The sequence below is a fragment of the Luteimonas soli genome, assembly GCF_042648865.1.
GTDB classification, from domain to species: domain Bacteria; phylum Pseudomonadota; class Gammaproteobacteria; order Xanthomonadales; family Xanthomonadaceae; genus Luteimonas; species Luteimonas soli.
Map to the genome: position 1 here is coordinate 371,406 of NZ_JBHRYA010000003.1, position 14,537 is coordinate 385,942.

General features: G+C 68.8%; 13 protein-coding genes and 1 riboswitch. Of the genes, 9 read left to right on the top strand and 4 right to left on the bottom strand.

Going from position 1 to position 14,537, the window contains the following annotated elements:
* Positions 1-58: 58 nt before the first annotated feature.
* Positions 59-2,338, top strand: a complete 2,280-nt coding sequence (gene clpA, locus ACFONC_RS04990; RefSeq protein WP_386742613.1) for an ATP-dependent Clp protease ATP-binding subunit ClpA — start codon at positions 59-61, stop codon at positions 2,336-2,338.
* Positions 2,339-2,439: 101 nt separating this feature from the next.
* On the opposite strand, the gene infA is transcribed toward clpA, so the two are convergent.
* The 4 genes from infA to trxB all read right to left on the bottom strand — a co-directional run bounded on the left by infA (position 2,440) and on the right by trxB (position 5,830).
* On the bottom strand, positions 2,440-2,658 hold the full coding sequence (infA, locus tag ACFONC_RS04995; protein ID WP_027080044.1) for a translation initiation factor IF-1: 219 nt from the start codon (positions 2,656-2,658) through the stop codon (positions 2,440-2,442).
* A 90-nt stretch (positions 2,659-2,748) separates the two neighbouring features.
* Positions 2,749-3,501, bottom strand: coding sequence for a leucyl/phenylalanyl-tRNA--protein transferase (aat, locus tag ACFONC_RS05000; RefSeq protein ID WP_386742614.1), 753 nt, complete (start codon positions 3,499-3,501; stop codon positions 2,749-2,751).
* An 86-nt stretch (positions 3,502-3,587) separates the two neighbouring features.
* Positions 3,588-4,715: a GNAT family N-acetyltransferase gene (locus tag ACFONC_RS05005; protein ID WP_386742615.1), complete on the bottom strand. Its 1,128-nt coding sequence runs from the start codon at positions 4,713-4,715 to the stop codon at positions 3,588-3,590.
* A gap of 161 nt (positions 4,716-4,876) precedes the next feature.
* Positions 4,877-5,830 (bottom strand): thioredoxin-disulfide reductase, encoded by a 954-nt coding sequence (trxB, locus tag ACFONC_RS05010; protein ID WP_386742616.1) that lies wholly within the window; start codon positions 5,828-5,830, stop codon positions 4,877-4,879.
* 259 nt (positions 5,831-6,089) lie between these two features.
* Between trxB and ACFONC_RS05015 the strand changes: the two genes are divergently transcribed.
* The 8 genes from ACFONC_RS05015 to fnr all read left to right on the top strand — a co-directional run bounded on the left by ACFONC_RS05015 (position 6,090) and on the right by fnr (position 14,535).
* The gene (locus ACFONC_RS05015; RefSeq protein ID WP_386742617.1) at positions 6,090-7,160 is read left to right on the top strand and encodes an alanine dehydrogenase; all 1,071 of its coding nucleotides are present in this window, start codon (positions 6,090-6,092) and stop codon (positions 7,158-7,160) included.
* Positions 7,161-7,322: 162 nt separating this feature from the next.
* Positions 7,323-9,665, top strand: coding sequence for a DNA translocase FtsK (locus tag ACFONC_RS05020; protein ID WP_386743070.1), 2,343 nt, complete (start codon positions 7,323-7,325; stop codon positions 9,663-9,665).
* Between the two features lie 248 nt (positions 9,666-9,913).
* On the top strand, positions 9,914-10,534 hold the full coding sequence (gene lolA / locus ACFONC_RS05025) for an outer membrane lipoprotein chaperone LolA (RefSeq protein WP_386742618.1): 621 nt from the start codon (positions 9,914-9,916) through the stop codon (positions 10,532-10,534).
* Positions 10,535-10,637: 103 nt separating this feature from the next.
* Complete coding sequence (locus ACFONC_RS05030; RefSeq protein ID WP_386742619.1) at positions 10,638-11,384, top strand: hypothetical protein; 747 nt, start codon at positions 10,638-10,640, stop codon at positions 11,382-11,384.
* Positions 11,385-11,488: 104 nt separating this feature from the next.
* On the top strand, positions 11,489-12,859 hold the full coding sequence (locus ACFONC_RS05035) for a replication-associated recombination protein A (protein ID WP_386742620.1): 1,371 nt from the start codon (positions 11,489-11,491) through the stop codon (positions 12,857-12,859).
* A gap of 3 nt (positions 12,860-12,862) precedes the next feature.
* Positions 12,863-12,928: riboswitch (Fluoride riboswitch) on the top strand.
* A 61-nt stretch (positions 12,929-12,989) separates the two neighbouring features.
* Positions 12,990-13,379, top strand: a complete 390-nt coding sequence (gene crcB, locus ACFONC_RS05040) for a fluoride efflux transporter CrcB (protein WP_386742621.1) — start codon at positions 12,990-12,992, stop codon at positions 13,377-13,379.
* Positions 13,376-13,714 (top strand): DUF190 domain-containing protein, encoded by a 339-nt coding sequence (locus tag ACFONC_RS05045; RefSeq protein ID WP_386742622.1) that lies wholly within the window; start codon positions 13,376-13,378, stop codon positions 13,712-13,714. Before crcB ends, ACFONC_RS05045 begins: the two co-directional genes overlap by 4 nt.
* Positions 13,715-13,767: 53 nt before the next feature.
* Positions 13,768-14,535, top strand: coding sequence for a fumarate/nitrate reduction transcriptional regulator Fnr (gene fnr, locus ACFONC_RS05050; RefSeq protein ID WP_386742623.1), 768 nt, complete (start codon positions 13,768-13,770; stop codon positions 14,533-14,535).
* Positions 14,536-14,537: the final 2 nt, after the last annotated feature.

Sequence of the window (14,537 nt, forward strand, 5' to 3'; positions counted from 1 at the left end):
GGAAAACCCCGCGGCCACCCCCATCTGGGTTGTAGTGATTTCCGGAGGCTCCCGCCCCATGTTCAGCAAGGATCTCGAATACACCATCGGCCAGTGCTACAAGCGCGCCCGCGAGGCGCGCGACGAGTACATGACGGTCGAACACCTGTTGCTGGCGCTGCTCGACAACCCGTCGGCAGAGGCCGTCCTGAAGGCGACTGGCGCCGACTTCCACCGCCTGCGCGGCGACCTGGAACAGGCGATCGCCAGCTCGGTGTCGCGCCTGCCCGAGGACGATGGCCGCGACACCCAGCCCACGCTCGGCTTCCAGCGCGTGTTGCAGCGCGCCGTCTACCACGTGCAGTCGTCGGGCAAGAAGGAGGTCACCGGCGCCAACGTGCTGGTGGCGATCTTCGGCGAGAAGGACTCGCACGCGGTCTACTACCTCAACCAGCAGGACGTCGCGCGCCTGGACGTGGTGAACTACCTCTCGCACGGCATCGCCAAGTCGCAGCTCGACGAACTGCACGAGAGCCACGAAGCCGCGAAGGCCGAGATGGAGGGAGAGACCGGCAAGGGCGGCAGCGACCCCCTGGTCGAGTACGCCACCAACCTCAACGCGATGGCCGAGGAGGGCAGGATCGATCCGCTGGTCGGCCGCGCAGAGGAGATCGAGCGCACCATCCAGGTACTGTGCCGCCGGCGCAAGAACAACCCGCTCTACGTCGGCGAGGCCGGCGTGGGCAAGACCGCGCTGGCCGAGGGGCTGGCGCGGCGCATCGTCGAAGGCGACGTGCCCGAGGTGCTGAGGGAGGCGGTCATCTATTCGCTGGACCTTGGCGCGCTGGTCGCCGGCACCAAGTACCGCGGCGACTTCGAGAAGCGCCTGAAGGCGGTGCTGGCGGCGCTGAAGGACGTGCCCAACGCGGTGCTGTTCATCGACGAGATCCACACCATCATCGGCGCCGGTTCGGCGTCCGGCGGCACGATGGACGCCAGCAACATGATCAAGCCGGCGCTGGCGTCGGGCGAATTGCGCTGCATCGGCTCGACCACGTTCCAGGAATACCGCGGCATCTTCGAGAAGGACCACGCGCTGGCGCGCCGCTTCCAGAAGATCGACATCGTCGAGCCGACCGTGGGCGAGGCGGTGGAGATCCTGCGTGGCCTGCGCCCGCGTTACCAGGAGCACCACGACGTGCTCTACACCGACGACGCGCTGCAGGCTGCCGTGGACCTGTCGGTCAAGCACATCGGCGACCGCCTGCTGCCGGACAAGGCCATCGACGTGATCGACGAGGCCGGCGCCCGCCAGCAGCTGCTGCCCGACGACGAGCGCCACACCCTGATCGACGTCGAGGAGATCGAACAGATCGTCGCCAAGATGGCGCGCATCCCGGCCAAGCAGGTCAGCGCCTCCGACAAGGACGTGCTCGAACACCTGGAGCGCAACCTGAAGATGGTGATCTTCGGCCAGGACCCGGCGATCGAATCGCTGACCTCGGCGATCAAGCTGGCCCGCTCGGGCCTGGCCAACCCCGACAAGCCGATCGGCAACTTCCTGTTCGCCGGCCCCACCGGCGTGGGCAAGACCGAGGTGACCAGGCAGCTCGCGCTGCAGCTGGGCATCGAGCTGGTGCGCTTCGACATGAGCGAGTACATGGAATCGCACTCGGTCAGCCGCCTGATCGGCGCGCCTCCGGGCTACGTCGGCTTCGACCAGGGTGGCCTGCTGACCGAGAAGATCGTCAAGACGCCGCACTGCGTGCTGCTGCTCGACGAGGTGGAGAAGGCGCATCCGGACATCTTCAACATCCTGTTGCAGGTCATGGACCGCGGCATCCTCACCGACACCAACGGGCGCGAGGCCAACTTCCGCAACGTGATCCTGGTGATGACCACCAACGCCGGCGCGGCGCAGGCGTCGCGGCGCACGATCGGCTTCACCACCCAGGACCACAGCACGGATGCGATGGAAGTGATCCGCAAGGGCTTCAGCCCGGAGTTCCGCAACCGGCTGGATGCGATCGTGCAGTTCCAGGCGCTGGGCTTCGACCACATCCTGCGGGTGGTGGACAAGTTCCTGATCGAGCTGGAAGCGCAGCTGCACGAGAAGGGCGTCACGCTGTCCACGACCCCGGCCGCGCGCGACTGGCTGGCCCGGAACGGCTTCGACCCGCTGATGGGCGCGCGCCCGATGTCGCGCCTGCTGCAGGACAAGATCAAGCGTCCGCTGGCCGACGAGCTGCTGTTCGGCAAGCTGGTCAAGGGCGGGCGCGTGGGCGTGGATGCGGTCGACGACGAGATCGTGCTCGACGTGCAGGCCGAGCCGGAGAAGTTGTTGCCGGTGACGGTGTAGGGCCTGCGGCGTACCTGATACGGGGCGGGTCAATACTCGCCCCACGAAAAAGGCGGCCGGTGGCCGCCTTTCTTCTGCCTGTATCGATCGCGATGGCTCGCCTACCTCATGCGGTAGGTGATGCGGCCCTTGGTCAGGTCGTAAGGCGTCATTTCCACCTTGACCTTGTCCCCGGTGAGGATGCGGATGTAGTTCTTGCGCATCCGCCCGGAGATGTGCGCGATGATCTCGTGGCCGTTCTCCAGCTTCACCCGGAACATGGTGTTCGGGAGGGTTTCGGAGATCGTGCCTTCAAATTCAATGACGTCGTCTTTCGCCATGCGTCCTGGACTGCTGCGTGAGGTCGGGCGAGGGAGCGACCGACAAGCCGCGCATTCTGCCACGCAGCGGGCCCCGGCGCAAAATTTCCGTTAATCGGCCTCCGCCGGCGCGGCCAGCGCGCTGGCCGGGAGTTCGCCGAAGCGCTCCGTCCATGGCTCCGGGGCGACCGGCTGGCGGCACAGGCGGTCGATCGTGTCGATGAAGCGCGGGCGTGGCCAGGATTCCGCGCCAAGCCGGAGCAGGTGGTCGTTCTCGACCTGCGCGTCGATCAGCGGCCAGCCCCACTGCCGCAGCCGGTGGGCGAGGGCGGCCAGCGCGACCTTGGAGCCGCCGCTGGCGGCGGAAAACATGCTTTCGCCGAAGAACATCCGGCCGATGGCGACGCCATAGATGCCGCCGACCAGGCACTCGTCGTCGTAGGCCTCCACGCTGTGGGCATGGCCGAGCCGGTGCAACGCCGCGTAGGCGTTGCGCATGTCCGCGGTGATCCAGGTACCGCGCTGCCCGGCGCGCGGCGCGTCGGCGCAGGCAGCGACCACGTCCTCGAACGCGGTATCGGCACGCACCTGCCAGCGACTGCCGCGCAGGCTGCGCCGGAACCTGGACGACAGGTGCACCCGGTCGGTGCGGAACACCATTCGCGGGTCCGGCGACCACCACAGGATCGGCTGGCCTTCCGAATACCAGGGGAAGATGCCGCGGGCGTAGGCCGCGAGCAGGCGCGGTGGCGACAGGTCGCCGCCGGCCGCAAGCAGGCCGTCCGGCTCGCGCAGCGCGCGCGACACCGGCGGGAACGGCGCTCCCGGGTCGTTGCCCAGCCACGCTGGCAGCTCGGTGCTCATCGGCCCCATTGTAGGAGCGGCGGAAACCGCGAGCCCTTCGCCGGCATCCTCAAGGAACCTGGGAAAGCTCGCGGCTTCCGCCGCTCCTACGGCGATGCGCGGAACGGGGAGCGTTGCGCGAGCATCGCCGCGTGCCGGCCGACCTCGGTTGACTCCTCCGCGCACCACTCCCGCAACGCCGCGGCGAAGGCCGGGTCGGCAATCCAGTGTCGGCTGCGCACCGGCGTCGGCAGGAAGCCGCGCGCGATCTTGTGCGTGCCCTGGGCGCCGGGCTCGAACGTGGTCAGCCCCTCGCGCAGGCAGTATTCGATGCCCTGGTAGTAACAGGTCTCGAAGTGCAATCCTGGCAGCTGGCCGAACGCGCCCCAGTAGCGGCCGTACAGCGTGTTCCCGCCGCGCAGGCATAGCGCGCCGGCGACCGGCCTGCCGCGATGTTCGGCGAGCACCAGCACCAGCGCGCGCGGCATCGTTTCCGCCAGGTGGCTGATGAAACCGGGCGTCAGGGCGGGGTGGTTGCCGTATTCGGCGAAGGTTTGCAGGTAGAGCGCGTGGATGACTTCGAGATCCCGCGGCGTCGCCTCGTCGCCGTGCACGATGCGGAACGTCACGCCCTCGCGCGCCACGCGGGCGCGTTCCTGGCGGATGTTCTTGCGGTGCTTGTGGTCCATCGCGGCGAGGAAGTCGTCGAAGTCCCGCCAGCCGCGGTCGTTGTGCCAGTGGTACTGCAGGTCGGTCCGCGACAACCATTCCGGCCCGAATGCTTCGTCTTCGTCGTGCAGGTGGAAGTTCACGTGCGCGGAGGACAGGCCGGCGTCGCGCGTGGTCGCGATGATCGCCTCAACCAGTGGTCGCCGCGCGGCGTCGTCACGTGCCAGCAAGCGCGGCCCGGTTACGGGCGAGTAGGGCACCGCGCACAGGAATTTCGGAAAGTAGTCCTGCCCGTAGCGCGCATACGCATGCGCCCAGGCATGGTCGAACACGAACTCGCCGTGCGAGTTGTCCTTGAGGTAGCCGGGTGCGGCGGCGACAAGCTCGTCACCGTCCCACAGCGTCAGGTGATGCGGCGTCCAGCCCCACTCTTCGCGGATGCAGCCGTGGCTTTCCAGGCCTTCGAGGAAGGCATGCGCGACGAAAGGGTTGCGACCGTCATGCAGCGCGTCCCAAGCCACCGCGGGCACGTCGGCCAGGCGTTCGTGCGTGCGGATATCGGCCAAGAAGCTGTTCCTCCGTCTTCCTACGTTGCGCGATCCACGCGATGCCGGAGGTGTCGAAAACCTCGTGGGAGCAGCTTCAGCCGCGAGCTCTTGCCGAACGACCTGCTGAGCGAAAGCTCGCGGCTGAAGCCGCTCCCACAGGAGCGAAGGGGCGCCTGTCGCTACTCGCCCTTGTCCAGAAACCGCTCCGCATCCAGCGCCGCCATGCAGCCGAAGCCGGCCGAGGTGATCGCCTGGCGGTAGTGCTGGTCGGCCACGTCACCGGCGGCGAACACGCCCTTGACCGAGGTTTCCGTGGCACCGCCGCCCAGGCCGGAGCGGATCTCCAGGTAGCCGTTGTTCATCGCCAGCTGGCCCTCGAACAACGAGGTGTTCGGCGTGTGGCCGATAGCGACGAAGAAGCCGTGCACATCGATCTCGCGGGTGCTGTCGTCCTGCACCGACTTCAGGCGCAGCCCAGTGACGCCGGCATCGTTGCCCAGCACTTCGTCGACGACGTGGTGCCAGACCGGTTCGATCTTGCCGGCCTGGATCTTGGCCTGCAGCTTGTCCTGCATGATTTTCTCTGCGCGCAACGTGTCGCGGCGATGCACCAGGTACACCTTGCGCGCGATGTTGGACAGGTACAGCGCTTCCTCGACCGCGGTGTTGCCGCCGCCGACCACGGCCACGTCCTGCTCCTTGTAGAAGAAGCCATCGCAGGTCGCGCAGGCGGAAACGCCGCGGCCCTTGAACTTCTCCTCCGACTCCAGCCCCAGGTACTTGGCCGTGGCGCCGGTGGCAATGACCAGTGCGTCGGCGGTGTAGTCGCCGTTGTCGCCCTTGAGGCGGAACGGCCGCTGCGACAGGTCGGCGGTGTGGATGTGGTCGAAGATGGTTTCGGTTTCGAAGCGCTCGGCATGCGCCTGCATGCGCGCCATCAGGTCGGGGCCCATCAGGCCGTGGGCGTCGCCGGGCCAGTTGTCGACCTCGGTGGTGGTCATCAGCTGGCCACCCATCTGCAGGCCGGTGACGACGACGGGCTTGAGGTTGGCGCGTGCCGCGTAGACGGCGGCGGTCCAGCCGGCGGGGCCGGAACCGAGGATCAGCAGGCGGCAGTGCTTGGAAGTGCTCATGTATACTCGCGGGCGGAATGAAACGCGCCTGGAAACGGTGGAAACCACCGCGCTCCGGGCGACGTTGCGGGACCATTAGCTTGGCGACCGCAACGCCGCTTATCAAGGTGCGCCGGCAGACCTGAGCGTGCCGCATGCGTCGAGTGCATCACGGTTGCGCGAGAACAACTTCAAAGCCCGCGCACACGTGTGTGCGGGCTTTCACCATGTCGGGCACGTGGATGCGCAATCCGCGGCCGGGGAACAACGGAGAAAGCAGATGCGTATCGGCGTACCCAGCGAAACCAAGACCCTCGAAGGCCGTGTCGCACTGGTGCCTGCAGCGGCCGGCGACCTGGTCAAGCGCGGCCACGAGGTGTGGCTGCAGAAGGACGCGGGCGTGAAGTCCGGTTTCCGGGACGAGGCCTACACCGCGCTGGGCGTGAAGATCGCGCCGGATGCCGCGGCCCTGTACGAAAAGGGCGAGATGATCGTCAAGGTCAAGGAGCCGATCGCCGGCGACCTGCAGCACCTGCGCCAGGATCACCTGCTGTTCTGCTACCTGCACCTGGCCGCCGAGCCGGCGCTGACCAAGCAGCTGCTGGACATCGGCCTGACCGGCGTGGCCTTCGAGACCGTCGAGCTGCCCAACGGCGACCTGCCGCTGCTGGCACCGATGTCGATCGTCGCCGGCAAGATCGGCGTGCAGGTCGGCACCCACCTGCTGCACCAGCCCATGGGCGGCAAGGGCAAGCTGCTCGGCGGCCTGCCGTCGACCGAGCGCGGCAACGTGGTGGTGTTCGGTGCCGGCAAGGCGGGCGGCGCCTCGGCGGCGCTGGCGGCCTCGGCGGGCGCCAACGTCACCGTGTTCGAGATGCGCCAGGACCGCATGGACGAAATGATGCGGCTGGGCAACAACGTCACCGCGCTGTACCCGTACCACGACGTGGTCGCGCGCGCGGTGGCGGCCGCCGACCTGGTCGTCGGCGCGGTCCTGGTCACCGGCGCCAGGGCGCCGCACGTGGTCACCCGCGAGATGCTGCGCGACATGGAGGACGGCAGCGTGCTGGTCGACATCGCCATCGACCAGGGCGGCTGCTTCGAGACGTCGCGCCCGACCAACTGGAAGGAGCCGACCTACGTGGAGGAGGGAGTGACCCACTTCTGCGTGACCAACATGCCTGGCGCCGTGCCGCAGACTTCCTCGCAGGCGATCTGCGCGGCGATCCTGCCGTGGGTCAACAAGCTGGCGGCCGGCAACGACTGGCGCGGCAACCAGGCGCTGGTGCGGGGCATCAACGTCGAGGGCGGCAAGCTGGTGCATCCTGCACTCGAGGGAATGCAGCTCTGATCGTGCCCCGAAGGTCCGCACCCGGCGCCCGCCGGGCCGTGGACCAGTCGAAGGGGGCGGGTGGCAGGCACCGCGGGAAGGCGGTCGCAATCCGACAATAATTGCGTAGAATCATCCAATTGCAGGGTTTTCTTAAGGTCTGACCGCACGGTGGCACGCCCGATCACGGAACGCAGCAAGCGGCAGCGCGCGAGCGCGGCGAAGGGGGCCGAGAAGGCGCCCAACCCGCGCCGGCAGCGGCTGTGGCGCGACATCGCGCTGATCCTGATCGCACCGCTGCTGCTGTACCTGCTGGCGAGCCTGCTGTCGTTTTCGCCCAGCGACCCGGGCTGGTCGCACTCGGGCAGCCTGACTGCGCCGCTGCACAACGTGGGTGGCCGCGTCGGCGCCTGGCTGGCGGACGTCCTGCTGCACCTGACCGGCTACGTCGCCTACCTGCTGCCGCTGATGCTGGGCGCGATCGCCTGGATCGCCCTGTTCGGCATGGACACCGACGGCGACGGCGAGGCCGACCTCGGCCCGGCGCTGCGCCTGATGGGCATCGTCGGCTTCCTCGTCTCGGCCACCGGCCTGCTGTACCTGCGCTTCGGTGCCGCCGAGGATTTCACCGGCGGCAGCGGCGGCATCCTTGGCCGCCTGGTCGGCAACTCGCTGTACGCCGGGTTCGGGCCGGTGGGCGGCAACCTGTTCCTGCTCGCGCTGCTGCTGGTGTCGGTGACGCTGGCCACGGGGCTGTCCTGGCTGGCGGTGATGGACCGCATCGGCCAGTGGGTGCTGAAGCTGCCGGACCTGTTCCGCCGCGGCAGCCAGCAGGCGGCGGAGTGGCAGGAAGCACGCGCCTACCGCGAGGAGCGCACCGAGACGCGCAAGGTCGAGACCGAACTGCGAGCCAGGCGCGAGAAAGTGAAGATCGAACCGCCGCCGGCAGCGCAGGTGGAAAAGAGCGACCGCGCCAAGCGCGAGCAGCAGATCCCGCTGTTCCACGTCGGCGACGGCACCGGCATCCCGCCGCTGGCCCTGCTCGACGATCCCAAGCCGCAGCCCAAGGGCTACGACGAGGACACGCTGGAGACGCTGTCGCGGCAGATCGAGTTCAAGCTCAAGGACTTCCGCATCGAGGCGCAGGTGGTCGGCGCCTATCCGGGGCCGGTGATCACCCGCTTCGAGATCGAACCGGCCCCGGGCATCAAGGTCAGCCAGATCAGCTCGCTGGACAAGGACATCGCGCGCGGCCTGTCGGTGAAGTCGGTGCGCGTGGTCGACGTGATCCCCGGCAAGTCGGTGATCGGCCTGGAAACGCCGAACACCCACCGCGAGATGATCTACCTCAGCGAGCTGCTGCGCTCGAAGGAATACGACAAGGCGTCCAGCGCGCTGACGCTCGCCCTGGGCAAGGACATCGCCGGCCGACCGACAGTCGCCGACCTCGGCCGCATGCCGCACCTGCTGGTGGCCGGCACCACCGGCTCGGGCAAGTCGGTCGCGGTCAACGCGATGGTGCTGTCGCTGCTGTACAAGGCCTCCGCCAAGGACGTGCGGATGCTGATGATCGACCCGAAGATGCTGGAACTGTCCGTCTACCAGGGCATCCCGCACCTGCTGGCGCCGGTGGTCACCGACATGAAGGAGGCCGCCAACGGCCTGCGCTGGTGCGTGGCCGAGATGGAGCGCCGCTACAAGCTGATGAGCGCGGTGGGCGTGCGCAACCTGGCCGGCTTCAACAAGAAGGTCAAGGACGCGCAGGACAGCGGCCAGCCGCTGCTCGACCCGCTGTTCAAGCCGAACCCGGAGTCGGACGAAGTCGCGCAGCCGCTGGAGACCCTGCCTTTCATCGTCGTGTTCATCGACGAATTCGCCGACATGATGATGATCGTCGGCAAGAAGGTGGAAGAACTGATCGCACGCCTGGCGCAGAAGGCGCGCGCGGCCGGTATCCACCTGATCCTCGCCACGCAGCGGCCGTCGGTGGACGTGATCACCGGCCTGATCAAGGCCAACATCCCCACCCGCATCGCGTTCCAGGTGTCGAGCAAGATCGACTCGCGCACCATCCTCGACCAGTCCGGCGCGGAGACGCTGCTCGGCCACGGCGACATGCTCTACCTGCCGCCCGGCACCGCGCTGCCCGAGCGCGTGCACGGCGCGTTCGTGTCCGACGAGGAAGTGCACCGCGTCGTCGAGCACCTCAAGCAGAGCGGCGGCGGCCCCGACTACATCGAGGGCGTGCTGGAGGAAGTGCAGACCATGGGCGACGGCGTCGTGGTCGGCGCCACCGGCCTGCCGGAGTCCAGCAGCAGCGGCGACGAGAGCGACCCGCTGTACGACGAAGCCGTGCGCATCGTCACCGAGACCCGCCGCGCGTCGATTTCCGGCGTGCAGCGCCGCCTGAAGATCGGCTACAACCGCGCCGCCCGCCTGGTCGAGGCGATGGAAGCCGCGGGCGTGGTGTCGCCGCCCGAGCACAACGGTGACCGCGCCGTGCTGGCGCCCCCACCGCCCAAATAAGCGCCCACCCCTGCCCCCTGATCTTGTGGGAGCGGCTTCAGCCGCGAGCTTGAGCTCCCTCCCCTGCGAAGGCAGGGGAGGGCTGGGGAGGGGTGTCTTCCGGATCAGCGCGAACCGTCGCCACCCCCTCCCAACCTCCCCCTGCCTTCGCAGGGGGAGGGGCAAAAAACCCGCCGCCCGGCGCCGTTTTCACGCCTATTCAGCCTTCCCGCGGCACACTCGCCGCCAGTCAAACCCGGAACCCCGCCATGCGCGCCATCCGCTTCCTCGCCGTGCTGTCCCTGCTGCTCTCGACCGCCGCCTTCGCCGGCGCGCGCGATGATCTCAGTGCCTTCACCAGCGGCCTCAAGGGCCTGGACGGGCAGTTCACGCAGACCGTCTACGACGTCAACGGCAAGCTCAAGGAAACCTCCAGCGGCCGCGTCGCGCTTTCCGCGCCGCGCCTGTTCCGCTGGGAGTACGCCAAGCCCTACGAGCAGCTGGTCATCGCCGATGGCAACAAGGTCTGGGTCTACGATCCCGACCTCGCCCAGGCCACCGTGCGCCCGCAGGGCGCGGAGGAACAGAACTCGCCGCTGGCCACGCTGATCGACCCGGCGCGCCTGGACAGCGACTTCAACGTCGCCGAAACCGGCGCGCAGGGCGGCCTCGACTGGCTGGAACTGACCCCGAAGGATGAGGACAACGCCACCTTCCAGCGCGCGCGGCTGGGCTTCGACGACAACGGCCTGGCGCGGATGGAAGTGGTCGACATGCTCGGCCAGCGCACCGAAATCTCGTTCAGCAACTGGAAGAAGAACCCGGCGTTCGCCGATGGCACCTTCCGTTACACGCCTGCAGAGGGCGTGGACGTCGTCGACGCCGGCTGACTGAACGGACATCGCACCCCGACGGCCGCTTCGTGCGGCCGTCGTCGTTTTCGCAGGGTAAGCCCGGTTCCGACATGAGCCGGGCAACCGGACCGGAAACACCATGCGCCGCCTGCCACTGCTCCTGATCGTGCTGTTGAGCGCAGCCGCCTTGCCGGCCGCAGGCGCGCGGGTGCCCGATTCCATGTCGGTGCCGGCATCGCCCGCGCCAGCCACGGCCGTCAGCGACACGATGAGCGGTGCGGTGGCCGGCGTGCTGGTCGCCGCGCTCACCGAGCAGTTCGACGGCCGCAGCGTGTCGATCATGCTCGACAAGGTCAGCGCGGAGCCGGCCAGCATCCGCGACAGCACCGTCAGCGGGCAGGGGCGCGCCCGGATCGGAAATGACGACGAGTGGATCGGGTTCCGCTTCAGCACCCTCTACGACACCGCGTTCAACAGCGCCGCCTGGCCCGAGATCACCCTGGGCGGGGTCACCAGCGAAGAGCGCGACATGCCCAACGACCCGATGCTGGTCCGCCAGCTCGACGAGCGCGTGGTCGAACGCCTGGGGCAGGAATTCGCCGAACAGACCGTGCGCCTGCAGCTTGACCGGATCAGCACCGTCGAGGCAGGCAGCCACTACCTGCGGATCGATGCCACTGGCATTGCCGACTTCGGCCCCGAAGGCACTTCGTCGGCACGGATCGAGGCGCTGTACGACCTCCGCGACCGGGCCTGGCTGCGCGTCGATTACGAACTGGGCCCTGGCGCCGGCCTGCGGCAGGAGCTGGACGCGCTGGTCAAACCGCTGGACAAGCCGGCGGACCTTGTCCTTGCAGGAGCGGCTTCAGCCGCGAGCTCTCCCTGACGGGGCGCGAAAAGCTCGCGGCTGGAGCCGCTCCCACAAGGCAAACACCCTCACTCGTGCGCCGCCTTGCTATCGTGTCCGGCCTCCCGCCGCCCCCGACCGCCTTGCCCCGCAAGCCCACGCCCGCCCCCGGACACGACCTGCTGCACGTCGACCGCGAAGCACTGCGCCCGCTCGCCGAACGCATGCGCCCGCGCACGATCGACGAAATGGTCGGCCAGCGCCGCCTGCTCGCGCCGGGCAGCGCGCTGCGCCGCTCGGTCGAATCCGGGCGCGTGCATTCGATGGTGCTGTGGGGCCCGCCGGGATGCGGCAAGACCACGCTCGCGCTGCTGCTGGCCAAGTACGCCGACGCCGACTTCCGCGCGATCTCCGCGGTGCTGTCCGGCCTGCCGGACGTGCGCAAGGTGCTGGCCGAGGCCGAGCAGCGTTTCGTCGAAGGCCGGCGCACCGTCCTGTTCGTCGACGAGGTGCATCGTTTCAACAAGACCCAGCAGGACGCCTTCCTGCCGCACATCGAGCGCGGCACGATCGTGTTCGTCGGCGCGACCACCGAGAACCCCTCGTTCGAACTGAACTCCGCGTTGCTTTCGCGCTGCCGCGTGCACGTGATGGAGGCGGTGTCGCCCGACGACATCCTCGCCGCCCTGCGCCGCGCGCTGGATGACGACGAGCGCGGCCTCGCCGACCGCAACCTCTCGATCGGCGACGACCAGCTGCTGCTCATCGCCACCGCCGCCGACGGCGACGTGCGCCGCGGCCTCACCCTGCTGGAAATCGCCGCCGAGCTTGCCGACGAAGCCGGCGAAGGGCAGGGCGGCACCATCACCGACGCCATCCTCGAACAGGTGCTGGCCGACCGCACCCGCCGCTTTGACAAGGGCGGCGAACAGTTCTATGACCAGATCTCGGCGCTGCACAAATCGGTGCGCAGCTCCAACCCGGACGCCGCGCTGTACTGGTTCGCGCGCATGCTCGACGGCGGCTGCGACCCGGCCTACCTCGCCCGGCGCCTGACCCGGATGGCGGTGGAGGACATCGGCCTGGCCGACCCGCGCGCACTGGCGATGGCGATCGAGGCCTGGGACACCTACGACCGCCTCGGCAGCCCCGAGGGCGACCTCGCGCTGGCGCAGCTGGTGATCTATCTGGCCAGCACCGCCAAGTCCAACGCCGGCTACCTCGCCTTCGGCGCCGCCAAACGCGACGTGCGCGAATACGGCAGCGCGGACGTGCCGCTGCACCTGCGCAACGCACCGACCAAACTGATGAAGCAGCTCGGCTATTCGAAGGGCTACCAGTACGACCACGACGCCGACGGCGGCGTCGCGCTCGACCAGACCGGCTTCCCCGACGTGATGGGCGAACGCGTCTATTACGAACCGGTCGAACGCGGACTGGAGATCAAGCTCAAGGAAAAACTCGACCGCCTGCGCGAACAGCGCGCTCGCGTGCGTGGCCAAGGCGGCGCATAATCCGCCCGCACGGGAGATGGCATCCTCCCCGAACCGCCGCACTCCGCGGCTGATGATGCCTACCGGATCCCTCGCGGGACGGTAGGCCGTGTCGTCGTCCTCCTGCCCGCGCCAACCGCAGGAGACACGCATGCTGCTTTCCCTGTTCTCGATCGGCACCGGCGCCGCGCTTGGCGCCTGGCTGCGCTGGGGCCTCGGACTCTGGCTCAATCCCGCCCACGCCACGCTGCCGCTGGGCACGCTGGCGGCCAACCTGGTCGGCGGCTACGGCATCGGCCTGGCGTTGGGCTGGTTCGCACACGCGCCGGGGCTGTCACCGGAGTGGCGGCTGTTCGTGATCACCGGACTGCTGGGCGGCCTGACCACGTTTTCCACTTTTTCCGCCGAAACCGTGCAGATGCTGCTGCGCCAGCAGTACGCCTGGGCGGGCGCATCGGTGGCCCTGCACGTGCTGGGTTCGTTCTCGATGACCGTGCTCGGCCTGGCCACGCTGCGCGCGCTGCGCACGGTGGCGGCATGAATCCGGAGGACACCCTGATGGAAGGCATCTACCTGAGGTTCTACCTGCAGGAAAACCTGCGCCACGAGGGCCGGCTGGTGCACGAATGGCTGGTCGACCTCGCCCCCGAACTGGACCTGCCCGGCTGCTCGGTGTTCCGCTCGATCGGCGGCTACGGCCACCATCGGCAGCTGCACAGCCAGTCGTTCGTCGAACTGCAGGGCACGCTGCCGGTCGAGGTGGGGCTGGCGCTGTCGGAGGAACAGGCCGGGCGCCTGCTGCAGCGCATCGCCGCCGCGGGGCTTTCGCTGTTCCACGTGCGCACGCCGGCCAGCTTCGGGTTGACCGGCGGCTGAGCGCCGCCACGGTGCCGGGGCGGGAATCCGTCGCCGCGGGCTAGAATGCCCGCATGGCCGATCCCGCCCCCGTCGACCTCGCCAGCCTGCGCCGCAGTTGCGGGCATTGCTCGCTGCGCCAGCTGTGCCTGCCCGCCGGCATCGGCGCCGAAGACCTGGCGCGCCTGGACAGCCTGGTCCGCAGGCGGCGGCCGTTGAAGCGGGACGAGCGCCTGTTCCACATCGGCGACGCGTCATCGTCCGTCTACGTCGCGCGCAACGGCGCATTCAAGACCGTCAGCCTCAGCGAAGGCGGCGACGAGCGCGTGATCGGTTTCCACCTGCCGGGCGAACTGATCGGCCTGGACGCGCTGGTCGGCGGCGACCACCGCTGCGAGGCGGTCGCGCTGGACGGTTCGGACGTGTGCGAAGTGCCGTTCGACGAACTCACCGACGTGGCCGCCCAGCTGCCGGGCCTGCAGCGGCAGCTGATGCGCGTGATCGGGCAGAGCATCTTGCTCGACCAGGAGCATGTCGAAATGCTGTCGCGGCGCCACGCCAACGAGCGCATCGCGCTGTTCCTGCACGGGCTGGCCGAGCGCCTGCAGCACATCGGGCAGTCGCCGCGGCAGTTCCGGCTGGCGATGAGCCGCGAGGACATCGCCAGCTACCTCGGGCTTGCCATCGAAACCGTCAGCCGCGGCTTCACCCGGCTGCAGGACGATGGCGTGATCGCGGTGGCCGGCCGCCAGGTCGAAGTGCTGGACCCGGCCGAACTGGCGCGCCTGGCGCACGGCGGGGAGCCGCAGCAGCCACAGCCGGAACAGCGCCGCCGCGCCTGAGC